We start from the raw sequence: 16,204 nt of genomic DNA, 5'->3' as shown, positions 1-16,204 counted from the left end.
GGGCTGCTCGCGGTCAACATCTTCCAGCCCGGCGTCGGCGTCCACGCTCACCCTGGGGACCTCCAACTGGAGGGGGACGCGGCCCAATACGTGAAGGACGGAGAGGACCAGAGCTGGTGGCATTTCATCACCGACCTCGTGCCAGAGAGCGCCATAGGCGCATTCGCCGAGGGCAACATTCTCCAGGTTCTCTTCTTCTCCGTCCTCTTCGGAGTCGCGCTCAAGGCCGTCGGCCCGATCGGTGAACCCCTCGTAGCCGGCGTCACCCGGCTCAGCGCCGTGATCTTCAAGATCCTGCACTACGTCATGCTCGCCGCCCCCATCGGCGCGTTCGGGGCGATGGCCTACACCATCGGCAAGTACGGGGTGTCCACCCTCACCAGCCTGGGCCAGCTCATCGGTCTCTTCTACGGCACGTCGGCGTTCTTCGTCATCGTGATCCTGGGCGGCGTCACAGCACTCATGAAGATCAACATCTTCAGGCTGCTGGGCTACCTGCGCGAGGAGTTCCTGCTTGTCCTGGGCACCTCCTCCTCGGAGAGCGCCCTGCCCCGCCTCATGACCAAGCTCGAAGGACTCGGCCTACGCCGGGACATCGTCGGGCTCACCGTCCCCACCGGCTATTCCTTCAACCTCGACGGTAGCTCCATCTACCTCTCGCTGGCTGCCGTCTACATCGCCCAGGCCACCGACACGCCCCTCAGCATCACCCAGCAACTCGGCCTGCTCGCCGTCATGATCCTCACCTCCAAGGGTTCGGGCGGCATCACCGGCGCCGGTTTCATCGCACTCGCCGCCACCCTGTCCACAGTCGGCACTGTCCCGGCGGCCGGCATCATGCTGATCTTCGGCATCGACAAGTTCATGTCCGAGTGCCGCGCCCTGACCAACCTCGCCGGCAACAGCGTCGCCACCCTCGTCGTCGCCCGCTGGGAACGCGTCCTGGACACCGCACACGTCAACGCCGTGCTGCGCGGCAAGACCCCTGCCACACCGTCCGAGCCAGAGGAGAAGGCGGCCGCGCCAACCCCGCCGGCCGATCTCACCAAGCCACAACCCGCAGCGGCCCTCGACAGGCCCTGACCAGACGACCCGGGCTCTGTCCAGTCGCGCCCAGAGCCCGGGCACGGCGTACGCCTGATGGGTACGCCCGCGTAGGCCCGGCCGGAGCCCCGGCCGGGCCTACGCATATCCCTGTCAGCCTTCCCTTGTTCCACCTGTCGCCAGCGTTTCTAAGACCGTGTCCTATGTGGTGAGTCGGGCGAGTCGTTTGTAGCAGCAGAGGGCGGCGGCGAGGCCGAGGAAGGCCAGGTAGTTGCGGGGGTGGCGTTCGTAGCAGTGGTTGAGCCTGCGGTAGCCGGTCAGCCAGGACATGGTCCGCTCGATCACCCATCTGCGGCGGCCTAACCGTTCGCTGGACTCAACTCCCTTGCGGGCGATGCGCACGCCGATGTGCTTGCCCCACATCCATTTCCGCAGGTGAGGAACGTCGTAGGCTTTGTCCGCGTGCAGGCGCTGGGGCTTGAAGTAGCGGCGCGGTGGGGGTCGTGTCTCGTTTGGTGGCCCTGAACCATGGGCTTCAGCGCGAGGCTGTCGTGGGTGTTCGCAGCGGAGATCCCGACAAGGAGGGGCAGTCCGTTCGCGTCCGACAGGACGTGCATCTTGGAACCCGGCCTGCCCCGGTCCACGGGACTCGGACCTGTGAGTTCGCCCCTTTTAGCCCTCACGTGGGCGGAGTCGAGCACGGCCCGGGACAGGTCGAGCAGGCCGGCGTCGTCCAGGCGGTGCAGGATCTCCTCGTGGAGCCGGCCCCAGACATTGGCTCTCGACCAGATCAGGAACCTGCGGTGGGCTGTCGACTTCGATATCCCGAAACACGGCGGCAGAGCCCGCCAGGCACAGCCGCTGACCAGCACGTAGATGATCGCGGCGAACAGCGTCTCATCAGGCGTGTCCTGCGTCCCGCCGCCCTGCGGCCGCACCTTCGACGGCGGGATCAGCGGCTCCGCGATCTCCCACAGCCCGTCCGGAACAATCCAACTCCACGTACCCCGCCCCATGCTCGGCCCAACGAGCTCGCCCCACATAGGACACGGTCTTAAAGGTCATCTCATTTGGTGAGTCTGCGGTAGCAGATCAGGGTGCAGGCGATGCTGGTGAAGGCCAGGAAGTGCTCGGCCTTGCGTTCGTAGCGGCGGTGCAGGCGTCGGCATCCGGCGAGCCAGGCCATGGTGCGTTCGATGGTCCAGCGGTGACGGCCGAGCCGTTGTGAGGTCTCGATGCCCCTGCGTGCGATGCGGTGCCGAATTGCCTCGGCCGGCCAGCCATCGCCGCAGGTGGTTGTAGTCGTAGCCCTTGTCGGCGTGGAGTTTGTGCGGCCTTCGTCGCCTGGGTCCTCGCCGCGAGCGGATCGGAGGTATGCCCTTCACCAACGGGACCAGGGCCTGGCTGTCATGCGTGTTGGCACCCGAGATGCCGATGGACAGGGGCAGGCCGGTCCGCTCCGTCATCAAGTGGACCTTCGACCCGTACTTGCCCCGGTCCACAGGATTCGGACCTGTCAGCTCCCCCTTTTCAGGGCCCGCATGTTGACCGAGTCGATCGCGCACCGGGACCAGTCCAGTTCGCCGCGGGATCCCAGTTCATCGAGGACCAGGCGGTGGAGTTTGGCCCACACCCGGGCCTTGGTCCACTCGGTGAACCGGCGGTGAGCCGTCGCGCCGGACGGCCCGAACGAGGCGGTCGGCACCTGCTGCCACGTGCAGCCCGAAGTTGCCACGAAGACGATCGCGGCCAGCACTTCACGGTCGCCGTGCCGACGCCGGCCACCACCCTGCGGCCGCGATGGCGCTTCCGGCACCACGCGCTGGAACAGCTCCCACAACTCGTCCGGCACCAGCCGCTCAACGATCCCTGCCACGACCAGTAGCCAACCCGGCCAAATGAGATGGCCTCTTAGCTGCTTCGGCCTGGTTGAAGAACTTCATTGCCATGAAGCCGTGGGCGTAGGCGCCGCCCGCCCGCAGTGCCGCAGCGATCATGGTGGTCTCTGCGATCTCCTTCTCGGTGGCGCCGACCTCGTGCGCGGCCTTGGTGTGGACTTCGATGCAGTACGCGCACTGAGTGGTCAGGGCCACGGCCACGGCCATCAGCTCGGCGTACTTGGGCGGGATGACGTTGTCGGGATTGCGCAGGACCTGCTTGTCCAACTCCATGAACGCCTTGACCGCCTCGGGGGCGCCGGCGCGGAGGTTGCGGGCGTGCTTGTAGTCGGTGTGCTCGTGGTAGCTCATGCTCTGTTCCTGGATCTTTCGTGGTTCGGTGGGACCTGCTCGCTTGGCGTCGGCTCAGGCGAGCGGATTGAGGACGAGGTAGCCGTCCAGGCGGGAGACCTGGTCGGTGTCCGGGTCGCTGGGGAAGGCATGGCCGAGGTCGTTCGCACGGACTTCGCCGATCCACTGGTCGTGCTGGTACTCGTGGTTGATCAGCGCAACCAGGAGGTGCCGGGCGACGACGGTGAGCTGGTCCGGGGCGGCGACGCGTCCGCTCGCGATGTCGTTCATCCGGGCGTGGACGCGTTCGGCGACGGTGTCCCGGAACGCGCCGAGCCGTTCGACGGTCGGCAGGGCACCGCGGAAATTCTCCGGGTTCGCCGAGTCCATGAGCCCGTCCAGCTCGGGGTCCGGACTCGGCTCGGCGGCGGTGAGGTTGCGGACCATGAAGTGGGCGACGTGGGCCTGGTGGCCAAGGTGCCAGCCGATCGCGCTGGAGTCCTCGTGCGGGCGCCAGGTGATCTCGTCGGGGCTGAGGTCCTTCCACAGGTCGTCGGTGTAGGCGCGGGCACGGTCGTACTCGCGCAGGAGGGCTGTCACCTCGTGCATCAGGTCACCTCTTGTAGGGCCGGGTCGGGGCGGAGGATGAAGGTGTTCAGGCGGCGGGGGCGGAGTTCGCCGTCGCGGGCTCCGGGTTCGAGTTCGAGTCGGGCAACGCGTAGAGGATGGCGTGGGCGGCGCGTTCGCCACCCACCAGCGCTCCTTCGATGTGGCCGGCGTAGCCGCGGGCGGTTTCGGTGGACGCCCAGTGGAGCCGCCCCTCCATTGCCGGACGCTGGTACAGGCGGTGGCCGAAGAGGGAGTAGTCGGCCAGTTGCGCCACCTGCGCGGGGGACGTCCACTGCTCGGCGCTCCAGTCCTTGACGTGCAGGGCGACGAGCTGGGCCGCCTGTGGACCGAAGAGCTGCGTCAGCTGCCCGGTGACGGCGGCGCGAAAGTCGGGGCCGGTGTTGCGGGCGGTGCTTGCGTGGGCGAAACCGAACAGGGCGGCCGGCTGTCCTTCGGGGCCGGACATGTCGTGGATTTCCTGCAGTGGTCCGCTCCGGCTGAAGGCGGCACCGGCCAGGCCGTCCCGGCGCCAGAACGCCTCGGGATACTCGGCCACGACCTTCACCACGGCTCCATCCACACCGGGGTCTGCTCGGCTACGTGGACAAGGTCGGCGGGCAGTCGGCCGCCGAAGTCGATGCGCGCGAGGGCGAGCGCGGGTGGCACGGCGAGGACGACGTGCTCGGCCTCGATGACGGAGCTGGGGGTGTGCACGGCCAGACTGGACGGGGTGGTCCGGATCGCGGTGACCGGAGTGCCGAGGCTGAGCGTGCCGGAGGGCAGTGCGGCGGAAAGTGCGTCGGTGAGGGACGCGGCGCTGGCGGTGAAGCGGTTGGATCGGGCGTCGATCGGGTTGCCCGCGAGGCGTTGTACGCCGCCCGCGTCCTGGTAGACGGCGTCGCCGGTGGTGTGCTGCGGGAAGCTGCCGAGCCCGGATCCGGAGAGGAGGGTGCAGACGTGCCGCTCGTCGTCCCAGAACCAGGTGGCCCCGAGATCGAGGGTGCCCTCCGGTGTGGCCGGGGCGCTCAGGAGCCGCCCCCCGATCCGCTCGCGCGCCTCCAGGACGACGACGTCGTGCCCGGCCTGCGTGAGAGTGCTCGCTGCGGCGAGGCCCGATGCACCCGCTCCGATCACGACGACGGACCAGCTTGTGCTGTGCGCCATGCGCGGACTCCTTTCCTTGCCAGGGCCGGTGGCACGGCCCAGTACTGCTCGGGGTAGTGGGGGGAGAGGTGGTCAGTCGCCCGTGGTGAGGACCATGCGGAAGCGGGCCTGTCCGGCCTGCTGGGTCTTCAGCGCTTCGGCCGCCTGCTCCAGCGGTGCGGTCTGCACCTGCGGGCGCACGTCACTGGCCAGGGCGAAACGCATGGCCTGCTCGGTGTCGACCGGGCTGCCGGTCACGTGTCCGGTGACGTGACGGGCGTGCATCACCAGCTTGTCCAGCGGGAGGTCGAGCGGGGTGCCGTCGAAGCCGACGACCGTGAGCCGGCCGTGCGGGGTGAGCCCGTCGACGAGCCCGGCCAGCGGCTTGCTGCTGGAAGCCGTGGACAGGATCAGCCGGGCGCCGCCCATGGCGCGCAGCGCCTTTCCGGCGTCCTCGGCGGAGGCGTCGATGTAGTGGTGCGCGCCGAGGTCGAGGGCGGTTGCCCGTTTGTCCTTGCCGCGGCCGATGGCCACCGTCTCGAAGCCCATGGCCGCGGCGAACTGCACCGCGAAGTGGCCCAGGCCACCGATTCCCAGGACCGCGACCCGGTCGCCGGGCTCGGCTCCGTTGTGCCGCAGCGCGTTGAAGGTGGTCACGCCCGCGCATCCGAACGGCGCGGCCTCCTCGAAGGAGAGCCCGTCGGGAATGTGGACGAGGGCGGCGGCGGGGACGGTGATGCTGGTGGCCCAGCCGCCTGTGTAGCTGAGGCCGGGGATCTGGCGCTGGGCGCAGTGGACCACGTCGCCCGACCGGCAGGCGGTGCAGTGTCCGCAGGAGCCGCCGAACCAGCCGACCCCGGCCCGCTCACCGACCTCCCAGCCCGCAACTCCCTCGCCCACCTCGGCGACGACGCCGGCCACCTCGTGCCCGGGGGTGATCGGGAAGCCGTAGGCGGGCGACGGGTTGGCGGCCATGCCGGCGTCGGCCCCACAGATGCCGGACGCCTTCACGTCCAGGCGCACTTCGCCTGGGCCCGGCTCGCGCGGCTGCACGGGGGCGACGTGCACCGGCCCGCCGGATTCGGTCACCTGGGCGGCCCGATACGAAGGGCGGTTCTCCTGGGACACGGTCATCACTCCTGACGGGAAAGAAGGGGAGGATTCTGTACGGGGAATTCCCCGGTACTGTGAAATGGCCGGACGAAAAAAGAGCCCGGATATTTCCTGCCCCGCCGATCCGGCGGAGCGCGCTTTGCCAACCGTAGGATGGATGCCCGGAATCCGGTAGACGACGATCATGAATACGGCTATAGCCTGAGGCTGTAGCCGAGAGGAGTTCAGATGAACATCGAAGGGCTGCGGTACGCCCAGGCCGTGTCCCGGACCAAGTCGTTCAGCGCCGCGGCGCGCGACTACGGCGTCACCCAGCCGGCCCTGTCGAACGGCGTGGCCCGCCTGGAGGAGGAACTCGGCATCAAGCTGTTCGACCGCTCGCCGCGCGGCGTCAAGCCCACGGCGCACGGCGCTCGCGTGCTGCCGATGATCGACCGGGCCCTGGAGGCGCTGGACTCGGTCACGGCCGAGGCACGGCGGCTCACCAGCCCGGCTGCCGGCTCGATCCGCATGGGCGTCTCGCCCCTGATCGGGGCGGATCTGGTGGGCTGCGCCTTCACCGCCGCCCGCGGCCTGACCCGCCCGCGCGACCTGGTGCTGCGCGAGGCCGACCTGGACCTGCTGCGCACCGCCCTGAAGGACGGCGAGCTGGATGTGCTGCTGGTGCCCGAGGTGGAACCCATGCCTGCCTACCGGCACCGCACCATCCTCACCGAGCCCGTCGTCGTGATCGACCCGGCCGTTGCCCCCGGCACCGACGGCCCGGTGGAGCTGAACGACGCCGCCAGCGCCGACTTCATCCTCGTGCCCAGCAGCTGCGGCCTGACCACCTTCACCACACAGCTCTTCCGGGACAACGACCTGCCGCTGCGCACCTATCCGGGCGAGGCCGCCAGCTACCGGGTCCTCGACGAGTGGGCCCGTCTCGGCGTGGGCGCCGCCCTGCTGCCGAGCTCCAAGGTGACACCGGACCACGCCAGCTGCCGCCCTCTGGTGCGCGGCGGCACCCCGGTGGAGATCTCTTACGAAGCGGTCTGGGGACGCGACAACCCGCTCGGCGCCGACCTGAAGGAGTTCGTCGGCTTTCTCGCCGACTCCGCCGGATGCCTGGGGCCCGTCCCCCAGCCGGACGGCGAGGCCCCTACAGGCCAGACCGCGGGGCCCTCTCCGGCGGCTTCCCAGTGAGTAATGCGCGTTGGTTATAGCCACATCACAAAGGATCCTCTACCGGACACCTTTCCAGGGATTTACCTTTGTCTCGTCCCAACCGCCCGCGGAAATCTCCGCAAGCATATTCCGACGAGAAAGGAAGCGTCATGGCCTACCTGGAAATCACCCTGAAGGTGGCGGAAGAAAACCGCGCCGCGGCGGCCGGCGTGTACCAGAAGTACAAGCAGCCGTTCCTCGACACGGTTCCCGGCGCCGAGTCCAAGGAGTTGCTCGGGCGCGATGAAGACGTGCAGGTGCTGCACAGCTTCACCACCGCCGGCGAGGCACGTGCCTACCTCGACAGCACCCTGTTCAAGCAGGACGTCGTCGGTGGCCTGGCGCCGCTGCTGGCCGCCGACCCCGAGGTCCGGATCTACGACACCGTCTGACGGTCCCGGACGGGCAGCCGCACCCCACACGGTGGCCCTCGCCCTTCACCATCCCTCTCCCTCTTCCGCCGCACGGCCGCCTTCACCAAAGGGCACACCCTGCACTTCTACGGCAGTTTGCCCAGCTATAGGCATGCTTCAGGGTTGCCCGAGCGGATCACCCTCACTCCCCTCTTTGATCAGGAGCACGACATGTCCCGCACCACCATCGACCTCACCGGCAAGAAGGCCGTCATCATCGGCGGCACCAGCGGCATGGGCCTGTCCATCGCCCGGCACATCCTGGACGCCGGCGGCAGCGTCGTCGTCACCGGCCGGTCCGACTCCACCGCGACGAAGGCCGTAGCCGAGCTGGCCAGCCCTCAGGCGAGCGGTCTCGCCGCCGACCTGAACGACCCCGAGGCCGTCGAGCGGCTACGCGCCGAGCTGGCCCGCGACCACGCCGACGCGCGCCTCCTGGTCAACGCGGCCGGCGTGTTCGCCCCCAAGCCGTTCCTGGAGCACACCCCCGAGGACTACGACCGCTACCAGGCCCTCAACCGGGCCTTCTTCCTCATCACCCAGACCGTCGCCGCCGGCATGGTCGAGCGCGGCGTCAAGGGCTCCATCGTCAACGTCGGCTCCATGTGGGCCCACCAGGCCGTCGCCGCGACGCCGTCCTCCGCGTACTCCATGGCCAAGGCCGGTCTGCACTCCCTCACCCAGCACGTGGGCATGGAGCTCGCGCCGTACGGCATCCGCGCCAACGCCGTCGCCCCGGCGGTCGTGCGCACCCCCATCTACGAGGAGTTCATCCCCAAGGCCGAGATGGACAGCGCACTGGACGGCTTCAACGCCTTCCACCCGCTGGGCCGCATCGGCACCCCCGACGACATCGCCGCCACCGTGGTGTTCCTCCTCTCCGACCAGACGGACTGGGTCACCGGCGCGGTCTGGGACATCGACGGCGGCGTCATGGCCGGCCGCAACTGACAACCCGTCCCGGGAACGGAAACGGCCCCAGGACACACAGAGAACGGAGCAGACATGAACACCACCACGGGAGGCGGCCACTTCGACCTGGTCGTCATGGGCGCCGGGTCAGGTGTCGGCGAACTCGATGAGCGGTTCGACGGGCTGAAGGTGGCCATCGTTGACAAGGGGGTCGGGCTACTGCGGAAGTACGCGGGCACCTGCCTCAACGTCGGCTGCGTCCCCACGAAGATGCTGGTCCACACCGCCGACACCGCGCGTGCTGCCCAGCACGGCGCCCAGCTGGGCGTGGACCTGGAGCTGCGCGGTGTCGACTGGACGGCCGCCATGGACCGCCTCAACCGGCATATCGACCCCTCGTCGGCCTGGTGGCTGCACGATCTGCTCGTAACGGGACTGGCTGACGTTTCCGACCTTGTCGGTCTCCTCCGGCATGGTGTTCCACCATCCAAGTGCGGGCCGGGGCAGGGCACTTCGGGCCGTGACGGGACAGGACCCGCTTCAGGACCGAGAGTCTGACCGGACATGACAAGATCATAACAAAGGATAGAAATAGCCCAGAAATGAACGAAGTTGGGCACTGGACGCGTTAGCTCTGCGGTTACTGTGACCGTTCGCCGAACGTTTCCTTCCGTCGCCGCCAGGCCCTCACCTTGCACCGCGTCGAGCAGAACAACGCGTCCGAACGCCGGTCGACGCCGGCCACCCACCGGTGCCCGCACTCCGGGCACTCGACCTCGCCGGCACCGCCCTGGACCGCCGCCAGCCGCTTGCGCAACCGCCGGTCAGCCCGCCACTGCCCGGAACGACAGGCCGCCGAGCAGAACACCGCATCAGACCGGGCCCGCGACTCAAGCCGTTCGCCGCACGCCCGACAGACCTCTCCCCGGCCCACCCGGCGCCTTCGGACACCACACCAACCTAGGACCCAAATGTACTCAAAAATGGGGATCGGAAACAGCTTCTGAAGCCACACCGCGAGCGGCCGCCCGCGCAATCACCGGTCCCAGTCCGCAACGGATCGGGTGCGTGGGCGGCATGCGACCAGCTCGTCAGGTATCCATGTCCTCGTTCTTGGCGCTCCATTCGATCAGCGGATGCAGAACACGCATCAGGCTGGCGCCTTGTTCGGTGGGCCGGTACGTGATCTGGACCGGCGTCGTCGGTACCACGAGCCGCTCAATGAGTCGGTGACCCTCGAGCTCACGCAGACGCTGGGACAGAAGGTGGTTCGAGATTCCGGGGATCCGCGCTCGGTAGTCGACGAATCGGCGCGCGCCCCGCATCGCCGCCAGAAGCACCGCAGCGCTCCACTTCTTGCCCACGATCTCGACCGAGCGCTGAAAACTGCGGCACACGTCGTCATCGATGTGTTCATAGCCCGCTTCCGGGCGGCTCTGGCCCGCGGTGGCGGAGGAATCATCGGGCTGTCGAGGACCGGTCATACGGTCATGATACTGGAGCGTGTCACTTTTGATGACCTGGTCATGTCCCGTTTGTTGCCCGTGATCATCGCCGTGCAGCCTTGAGCCATGAATGGACGACTCTCGGCCCATCTCGACGCGCGATGAACTATGGACATGCGCTCAGGTTCGGGCTGCGCCTACCTACTGACGCCGACTGCGAGCCCGGCCAGCTGATCGAAGTGGCGGGCCTGGCCGAGCGGGAACTGGACCTGCTGGTCATCCCAGCCGGAGCCGCTGGCGCCGACCTCGAACCGTCGACTGTGGTGTCCTGGATCGCCGGGGCGACGGTCTCTCTCGGACTGGTGCTGGAGGCACGCCCCGCCACCCTCCATCCGGCGATGCTCGCACGAGCCGTCGCAAGCCTGGATCGGCTCACCGAAGGCAGGGTCGCACTGGCTTTCCACGCTGACCCGGCGGCGGCCGGATCCGGGACGGCGGGGCCTGACGCGGCACTCGGCGAAGCGATCGCCGTCGTTCGCGAGCTGTGGAACGTCCTCGACCGCGGCCTTGGCCGGTTCACCGGCCGCTTCCACCGTCTCGCGGGAGCTGAGAAGGCCGCGCCCGCGCACGACGTGCCGATCTCCGTGGACGGCCAGGGCCAAGACCTGCTCCGGCTGGTCGGGCTGCAGGCTGACGAGTGGTCGACGGGGTGCGACGCCGTCACGTTGACGCAGGGCAACCGCGTGGTTGACGAGGCGGCGCGAGGGGCAGGCCGCGATCCCCGTGAGATCCGCAGACGGGTCACGATCCGCGGTGGCTTCGGCGAGCGGACAAGCAGGTTCACCGGAACCGCCGCGGACTGGGTGAACGACCTGCTGCCACTCGTCATCGAGCACGGGGTGGGCACCATCGTGCTGGACACCGTGGAGCGAGACGTCGCGGCAGGCTTCGCGAGCGAGGTCGCCCCGGCCCTGCGGGCGGCTGCGGACGCGGTGCTTCCGCGCGGATGGTCGGGCGCGCGGGTCCGGCGGTCCGCCGTGCGCGCCAGGCGCCGGCCGGGGATCGACTACGAGGGCGCTCCGCCGGAGATGGCCGAGGTCGTCGAGCCCGGTGATCCGGCCTACGCCCGGCTGCGGTCCGGGTACCTGCGCGGCGGTGCGCCCGGGATCATCCTGCGGGCGGCGACCAACGAGCAGGTGACACAGGCGCTCGCGTTCGCCCGCCGGCACCCCGGTGTGCCCCTGTCCCGCCGGAGCGCCGGGCACGGGGTCTCCGGACGCTCCACCAACGACGGCGGCATCGTCATCGACGTATCACTGATGAACGCGATCGAGGTGCTCGACAAGAGGACACGCCGGGTCCGCATCGGACCGGGTGCGCGCTGGGCCGAGGTGGCGGCCGCACTGGAGCCCTACGGTTGGGCGTTGAGCTCGGGCGACTACGGGGGCGTCGGAGTGGGCGGCCTCGCCACGGCGGGGGGCATCGGGTACCTCGCGCGCGGGCACGGGCTGACGATCGACCGCCTGCGGGCCGTGGAGATGGTGCTCGCGGACGGCTCCGTCGTCCGGGCCGACGATTCGGAGAACCCCGATCTCTTCTGGGCCGTGCGAGGGGCGGGCGCGAACTTCGGGATCGTCACCGCCTTCGAGTTCGAGGCCGATGACGTGGGCGCGGTCGCCTTCGCCCGGCTCACCCAGGACGCGAGCGACCTCGAGCGCTACCTCGTCGAGTGGGGCCGGGCGGTCGAGGACTCACCGCGGGACCTCACCAGCTTCGTCATCGTTGCGCCCCCGCGCGGCGGACGACCAGCGCTCGCGGTGAGCCGCACCATGGTCGACTCCTCGGACTCGGAGACCGTGCGCGCCCGGTTGGAGCCACTGGCCGCGATCTCCGCGATGTACGCCCAGGACGTCGTCATCACCTCCTACGCGGCCGTGATGGACAACGCGAGCGACGACCCACCGGTCTCCCACGGCGAGCCGGTCTCACGCAGCGGTCTGCTCCGGCACGTGACCCCGGAGTTCGCCGCGGCGGCGGCTCGCATGATCCGCAGCGGCGCGATCGGATGGTTCCAGCTCCGCTCGGTCGGCGGAGCCGTCGCCGATGTTCCCGCGGACGCCACGGCCTACGCCCACCGCGACGCGAACTTCTCGCTCGTGGTGATGGGCGGTGCCGACGAGGTGGTCGACCGGGCCTGGGCCTGGCTGAGCCCCTTCCTCGACGGTCTCTACATCAGCTTCGAGTCCAGCCTCCGGCCCGAGCGGATCGCTGCGGCCTGGCCCCCACGGACCCTCTCGCGTCTGCGTGAGCTGAAGACCGTCTACGACCCGGAGGGCGTGTTCGGCGACAACTTCGCCCTCACGCCCGCCGCGAACCACCCCGGAGGAGGCAACCCATGAGCGACTACGGCCACGAACTGTGGTTCGGCAGCTTCGTCACCCCCGCCGCCCGCCCGCCTCAGGCGCCGGTGGAGCTGGCACTGACGTCCGAGAGCGCTGGCCTCGACCTCGTCAGCTTCCAGGACCACCCCTACCAGTCTGCGTTCCAGGACACCTGGACCCTGATGTCGTACGTCGCGGCACGCACCGAACGGATCCGGATCAGCGGCAACGTGCTGAGCCTTCCGTTGCGGCCCCCCGCCGTACTGGCCCGCGCCGCCGCGAGCCTGGACCGGCTCACCGGCGGGCGGGTCGAACTGGGCATCGGCGCGGGTGCGTTCTGGGACGGCATCGTCGCGATGGGAGGCCGCCGGCTGGAGCCGGCCCAAGCCGTGCGGGCGGTGGAGGAGGCAGTGGCCGTGATCCGGGGGCTGTGGGCCACCGACGAGGCCGGGCCCCTCCGTGTCACCGGGGAGTTCTACACCGTGAACGGCGCAAAGCGCGGCCCGGCACCCGCCCATCGCATCCCGATCCGCATCGGTGCCTACAAGCCGCGCATGCTCCGGCTGACGGGCAAGATCGCCGACGGTTGGCTGCCCTCCTTGGGTTTCCTGCCCGAGGGCCCGGCATCGCTGCGCGCGATGAACGAGCAGATCGACGAGGCCGCCTCCGCCGCCGGTCGAGAGCCCGCGGCGGTCAGCCGCCTGCTCAACCTGAGCGGCCGATTCACGTCCGGCGCCGGCGGCGGCCTGTTGGAGGGGACTCCCGGTGACTGGGCCGAACAGATCGCCGACCTCGCCCTGCAGTACGGCGTATCCGGGTTCATCCTCGCCTCGGACGAGCCCGCCGACCTGAACCTCTTCGGTCACGAGGTCGCACCGCGCGCCCGCGAACTCGTCCAGTCCGAACGCGCGGCGTGACGCGGTCCGCCCGTGGCCCGCACGGCTTCGGAGCCCCGACAGTCGCAGCGCGGTCGGAGTTGTTCGGACGCCGCGAGGAGACCGCGGTTCTCGACGGGCTGCTTACGCAGGCCCGCGGCGGGAGCGGTGGCGCGCTCGTGGTGTGGGGCGAGCCGGGTATCGGCAAGTCAGCTCTGCTTCGCCACGTGCACGGCCAGGCCGCGGACTTCGTCCGGCTGAGGCACTCAGCGACCCGGCCCGAGTCGGACCTGGCTTTCGCGGGGCTGCACGGGCTGCTGCGACCGCTGGCCGATCGTGTCGAGTTGCTGGCGACGGCCCAGGCCGCCGCTGTGCGTACCGCGCTCGGGCTGAGCGGTGAGCCGACGGACCGCCTGGTGGTCGGGGCGGCCGTGCTGTCGCTGCTCTGCGGACTCGCCGAGCGGCAGCCCGTGCTCCTCGTGGTGGACGACGGGCAGTGGCTCGACGAGGCCACCGCGCTGTGCCTGGGGTTCGTCGCTCGACGCGTAGGAGCGCATCCCGTGGTCGTCGTGCTCGCCGATCACAGCGATCCGGCCGCCCGGCCCTGGGAAGGCGCGGCCGACGTGCGGGTCGACGGCCTGAGCGACGAGAGCGCACGGCAGCTTGTGGCGGCCGTGGCGCCGCTCACCGACAAGGCGACGACGCGGAACATGGTCCGGGAGGCCGGGGGCAACCCCTTGGCGCTGCACGAACTGGCCACGCTCGGGGGCGACCTCGACGACGCCGAGCAACGCCGGAAGCGAGGACGACCGCCCGTCGGGCCGCGCCTGCAGCGGGCTTTCCGTGCCGGGATCGAGGCCCTGAGCCCTCCGGCGCAGTTGCTGACCGTGCTCGCGGCGGCCGAGGAGCACGGCGACCGGCTCACGGTGCAGCGGGCCGGTCGTGCTTTGGGTGCCGGTGACGCCGTCTGGGAGGAAGTGACCAACGCGGGCCTGCTCCACGTGGCGGGCAACCGCGTCGGTTTCCGGCACCCCGTCGTGAGCAGAGCCGTCTACGAGGGCTGCAGTGCCGCGACGAGGCGCCGGGCTCACCGCGCCCTGGCCGCCACGATGCCGGACGAGGCGGAGGAGCGCGCATGGCATCTCGCCGCCCTGGCCCACGGACGCGATGAGGACGTCGCGCGGCTCCTGGAACGGACCGCCGCCCGCTCCCGGCTCCGCGGGGCCGCGAACACGGCGGCACGGGCGTGGTGGCGGGCCGCCGAACTGTCGGCCGCACCGATCGACGCCTCACAACGCCTTGCCGAGGCGGCCAGGGCTTCCTGGGACGCCGGGTGGGCAGCCACGGCGGAGCGCCTGCTCGATGACGCGGAACGGCTGGCCCCCGGCGCTCACGTCGCCCGGCGGAGCCAGGGTCTGCGGGGGATCATGGAGTTCGCCCGAGGCATGCCCGAGATGGCGCACCACTTCCTGATCACCGACATGAAGCGCGTCCCGGAACCGGGAACGGCGCTGGAACTGGGCACGCTGGCCATGCGCGCCGCCTGGTCCGTCGGACGCGGCGACCTGCGGGACAGAGCGCTGGAACTGCTGCTCGAAGACGACGTCGAGGGCCGGACCGGATTACCCGGCACGCTTGCCTGGTGGAGCGACGACGTGTCTGCCGACGCGGCGCCGGCGGACACCCCCGGCCTAGGTGATGCCGCCGCGCGGGCCCGTACGACCATCCTGCCGTTGCTGCCGCCGACACCCCTCGCCCTGGCCTGGGGGATCGACAAGCCCATGGCGGATGCGCTGCGCCGCCGGGTACCGCACCTGCGGCGGCGCAGCGAGCGCGCTCGGCTCGCCGCCGCCCTGGCCCAGACCGCGATACTCGACAACGCTGCCGGCCGCTGGCCGCAATCGGAGTCCTCGGCCGCGGAGGGACTGCGGCTGGCCCAGGACATGGGTGCCGACCACATCGCCTCCCACTGCCGCACCAGCCTGGGCTGGCTCGCCGCCGCGCGCGGTGACGAGTGCGCCGTCGCGGAGGCCACCGCCAGAACTCTGGAGACGTCACTCCCGCAGGGCGTCCGCGCGCTGAGCGCCGCCGCGTACTGGAACCGCGGCATGGCCTCGCTGTTTCGCGAGCGTCCCGAGGAAGCACTGGACATCCTGGTGCGCCTGACCGAGCCGGGCCACGGCGCGGAACACCCGACCTTCGCGCTCCTGGCCGCTCTCGACACGGCCGAGGCGGCCGTGCGCGTCGGCAGAAGCGACCTCGCGGACGAACGGGTACGGGTGCTCGAAGCCTGGGCGCGGCGCACCGGAGCGCCGTGGGCCCGCTGTGCCGCGCACGTCACCCGCGCGCTCCTCGGAGGCCCCTGCGTCGAGAGCGCCTTCCTGGCCGCGCTCGACGTGCCGGGTGCCCGATCCCACCCGCTGCTCTACGCGCGCGCTCAGTTGTTCTACGGCGAGTGGCTGCGGCGGGGCCGTCGGCGGATCGATGCGCGCGTCCGGATCGGTGGCGCGATCGAGGTGTTCGACCGGCTCGGGGCCGAGCCGCTGCACAGACGCGCGCAGCGCGAGCAGGACCTCACCGGACCGCCGGGGCGTCGGGGGAGCTCGGACACCAGGGCGGTGAACCGGCTCACCGCCCAGGAAAAACGCGTTGCCCAGTTGGCCGCCAAGCAGCTGACGAATCGTGAGATCGCCGTGCAGCTGCGGATCAGCCACCGCACCGTGGGCCACCACCTCGGGAACGTGTTCGCCAAGCTCAGCATCAACACGCGGATCGAGCTGAGCCAGACCCGCGCCGCTTCCGAGCTGCGGTGAGCGGAGAGACGCGTGGTGGGAC

15 protein-coding genes and 1 pseudogene are annotated in these 16,204 nt (G+C 70.1%); 8 read left to right on the top strand and 8 right to left on the bottom strand.

The annotated features are described in order from the left end of the window. A partial coding sequence (locus GXP76_RS03245; RefSeq protein WP_242569853.1) for a cation:dicarboxylate symporter family transporter occupies positions 1 to 1,083 on the top strand: 1,083 nt, incomplete at its 5' end. 162 nt (positions 1,084 to 1,245) lie between these two features. Here GXP76_RS03245 and GXP76_RS03240 read toward each other — a convergent pair. From GXP76_RS03240 to GXP76_RS03215, 7 genes and pseudogenes are all read right to left on the bottom strand, one after another. Continuing rightward, positions 1,246 to 2,060, bottom strand: a protein-coding gene (locus tag GXP76_RS03240) for an IS5 family transposase (RefSeq protein WP_242569855.1) whose coding sequence is annotated in 2 segments (ribosomal slippage) — positions 1,246 to 1,535 and positions 1,535 to 2,060 — 816 coding nt in all. Because the reading frame shifts where the segments join, the coding sequence is not laid out codon by codon here. A 50-nt stretch (positions 2,061 to 2,110) separates the two neighbouring features. Further along, a pseudogene (locus GXP76_RS03235) lies at positions 2,111 to 2,911 on the bottom strand (IS5 family transposase). Continuing rightward, on the bottom strand, positions 2,904 to 3,293 hold the full coding sequence (locus GXP76_RS03230; RefSeq protein ID WP_242569852.1) for a carboxymuconolactone decarboxylase family protein: 390 nt from the start codon (positions 3,291 to 3,293) through the stop codon (positions 2,904 to 2,906). Before GXP76_RS03230 ends, GXP76_RS03235 begins: the two are co-directional and overlap by 8 nt. Before the next feature lie 54 nt (positions 3,294 to 3,347). Then, on the bottom strand, positions 3,348 to 3,881 hold the full coding sequence (locus GXP76_RS03225) for a DinB family protein (protein WP_242569851.1): 534 nt from the start codon (positions 3,879 to 3,881) through the stop codon (positions 3,348 to 3,350). Between the two features lie 46 nt (positions 3,882 to 3,927). Further along, on the bottom strand, positions 3,928 to 4,449 hold the full coding sequence (locus tag GXP76_RS35510; protein ID WP_308354086.1) for an FAD-dependent oxidoreductase: 522 nt from the start codon (positions 4,447 to 4,449) through the stop codon (positions 3,928 to 3,930). Continuing rightward, a complete protein-coding gene (locus tag GXP76_RS35505) occupies positions 4,443 to 5,045 on the bottom strand; it encodes an FAD-dependent oxidoreductase (RefSeq protein WP_277992926.1) in 603 nt (200 codons plus the stop codon). The genes GXP76_RS35510 and GXP76_RS35505 overlap by 7 nt, the downstream gene beginning before the upstream one ends. A gap of 72 nt (positions 5,046 to 5,117) precedes the next feature. Further along, positions 5,118 to 6,158 (bottom strand): alcohol dehydrogenase catalytic domain-containing protein, encoded by a 1,041-nt coding sequence (locus GXP76_RS03215; protein WP_242569850.1) that lies wholly within the window; start codon positions 6,156 to 6,158, stop codon positions 5,118 to 5,120. A gap of 207 nt (positions 6,159 to 6,365) precedes the next feature. Between GXP76_RS03215 and GXP76_RS03210 the strand changes: the two genes are divergently transcribed. From GXP76_RS03210 to GXP76_RS03195, 4 genes are all read left to right on the top strand, one after another. Next, on the top strand, positions 6,366 to 7,322 hold the full coding sequence (locus GXP76_RS03210) for a LysR family transcriptional regulator (protein WP_242569849.1): 957 nt from the start codon (positions 6,366 to 6,368) through the stop codon (positions 7,320 to 7,322). 131 nt (positions 7,323 to 7,453) lie between these two features. Then, positions 7,454 to 7,735 (top strand): hypothetical protein, encoded by a 282-nt coding sequence (locus tag GXP76_RS03205; protein WP_242569848.1) that lies wholly within the window; start codon positions 7,454 to 7,456, stop codon positions 7,733 to 7,735. 192 nt (positions 7,736 to 7,927) lie between these two features. Beyond that, positions 7,928 to 8,707: an SDR family NAD(P)-dependent oxidoreductase gene (locus GXP76_RS03200; protein ID WP_242569847.1), complete on the top strand. Its 780-nt coding sequence runs from the start codon at positions 7,928 to 7,930 to the stop codon at positions 8,705 to 8,707. A 54-nt stretch (positions 8,708 to 8,761) separates the two neighbouring features. Then, the gene (locus tag GXP76_RS03195) at positions 8,762 to 9,226 is read left to right on the top strand and encodes a hypothetical protein (protein WP_242569846.1); all 465 of its coding nucleotides are present in this window, start codon (positions 8,762 to 8,764) and stop codon (positions 9,224 to 9,226) included. Positions 9,227 to 9,759: 533 nt separating this feature from the next. On the opposite strand, the gene GXP76_RS03190 is transcribed toward GXP76_RS03195, so the two are convergent. After that, positions 9,760 to 10,152: a helix-turn-helix domain-containing protein gene (locus tag GXP76_RS03190; protein ID WP_023536348.1), complete on the bottom strand. Its 393-nt coding sequence runs from the start codon at positions 10,150 to 10,152 to the stop codon at positions 9,760 to 9,762. Positions 10,153 to 10,274: 122 nt separating this feature from the next. Between GXP76_RS03190 and GXP76_RS03185 the strand changes: the two genes are divergently transcribed. The 3 genes from GXP76_RS03185 to GXP76_RS03175 are packed head-to-tail and all read left to right on the top strand — an operon-like array spanning position 10,275 to position 16,182. Then, complete coding sequence (locus GXP76_RS03185) at positions 10,275 to 12,512, top strand: LLM class flavin-dependent oxidoreductase (RefSeq protein ID WP_242569845.1); 2,238 nt, start codon at positions 10,275 to 10,277, stop codon at positions 12,510 to 12,512. After that, positions 12,509 to 13,411, top strand: a complete 903-nt coding sequence (locus tag GXP76_RS03180) for an LLM class flavin-dependent oxidoreductase (RefSeq protein ID WP_242569844.1) — start codon at positions 12,509 to 12,511, stop codon at positions 13,409 to 13,411. Before GXP76_RS03185 ends, GXP76_RS03180 begins: the two co-directional genes overlap by 4 nt. Positions 13,412 to 13,470: 59 nt before the next feature. Next, complete coding sequence (locus GXP76_RS03175; protein ID WP_242569843.1) at positions 13,471 to 16,182, top strand: AAA family ATPase; 2,712 nt, start codon at positions 13,471 to 13,473, stop codon at positions 16,180 to 16,182. Positions 16,183 to 16,204 lie beyond the last annotated feature (22 nt).

This window comes from Streptomyces sp. NP-1717 (assembly GCF_022695985.1).
Lineage (GTDB): Bacteria > Actinomycetota > Actinomycetes > Streptomycetales > Streptomycetaceae > Streptomyces.
Note: the sequence above shows the minus strand (reverse complement) of the source record. Positions and strands in the feature narration are given on the sequence as shown.

Excerpts from the sequence above, each read along its gene's own strand:
- GXP76_RS35505 (WP_277992926.1), bottom strand. The coding sequence starts at position 5,045 with ATGGCGCACAGCACAAGCTGGTCCGTCGTCGTGATCGGAGCGGGTGCA.
- GXP76_RS03185 (WP_242569845.1), top strand. The coding sequence starts at position 10,275 with ATGAACTATGGACATGCGCTCAGGTTCGGGCTGCGCCTACCTACTGAC.
- GXP76_RS03195 (WP_242569846.1), top strand. The coding sequence starts at position 8,762 with ATGAACACCACCACGGGAGGCGGCCACTTCGACCTGGTCGTCATGGGC.
- GXP76_RS03215 (WP_242569850.1), bottom strand. The coding sequence starts at position 6,158 with ATGACCGTGTCCCAGGAGAACCGCCCTTCGTATCGGGCCGCCCAGGTG.
- GXP76_RS03205 (WP_242569848.1), top strand. The coding sequence starts at position 7,454 with ATGGCCTACCTGGAAATCACCCTGAAGGTGGCGGAAGAAAACCGCGCC.
- GXP76_RS03180 (WP_242569844.1), top strand. The coding sequence starts at position 12,509 with ATGAGCGACTACGGCCACGAACTGTGGTTCGGCAGCTTCGTCACCCCC.
- GXP76_RS03230 (WP_242569852.1), bottom strand. The coding sequence starts at position 3,293 with ATGAGCTACCACGAGCACACCGACTACAAGCACGCCCGCAACCTCCGC.
- GXP76_RS03225 (WP_242569851.1), bottom strand. The coding sequence starts at position 3,881 with ATGCACGAGGTGACAGCCCTCCTGCGCGAGTACGACCGTGCCCGCGCC.
- GXP76_RS03200 (WP_242569847.1), top strand. The coding sequence starts at position 7,928 with ATGTCCCGCACCACCATCGACCTCACCGGCAAGAAGGCCGTCATCATC.
- GXP76_RS03210 (WP_242569849.1), top strand. The coding sequence starts at position 6,366 with ATGAACATCGAAGGGCTGCGGTACGCCCAGGCCGTGTCCCGGACCAAG.
- GXP76_RS03190 (WP_023536348.1), bottom strand. The coding sequence starts at position 10,152 with ATGACCGGTCCTCGACAGCCCGATGATTCCTCCGCCACCGCGGGCCAG.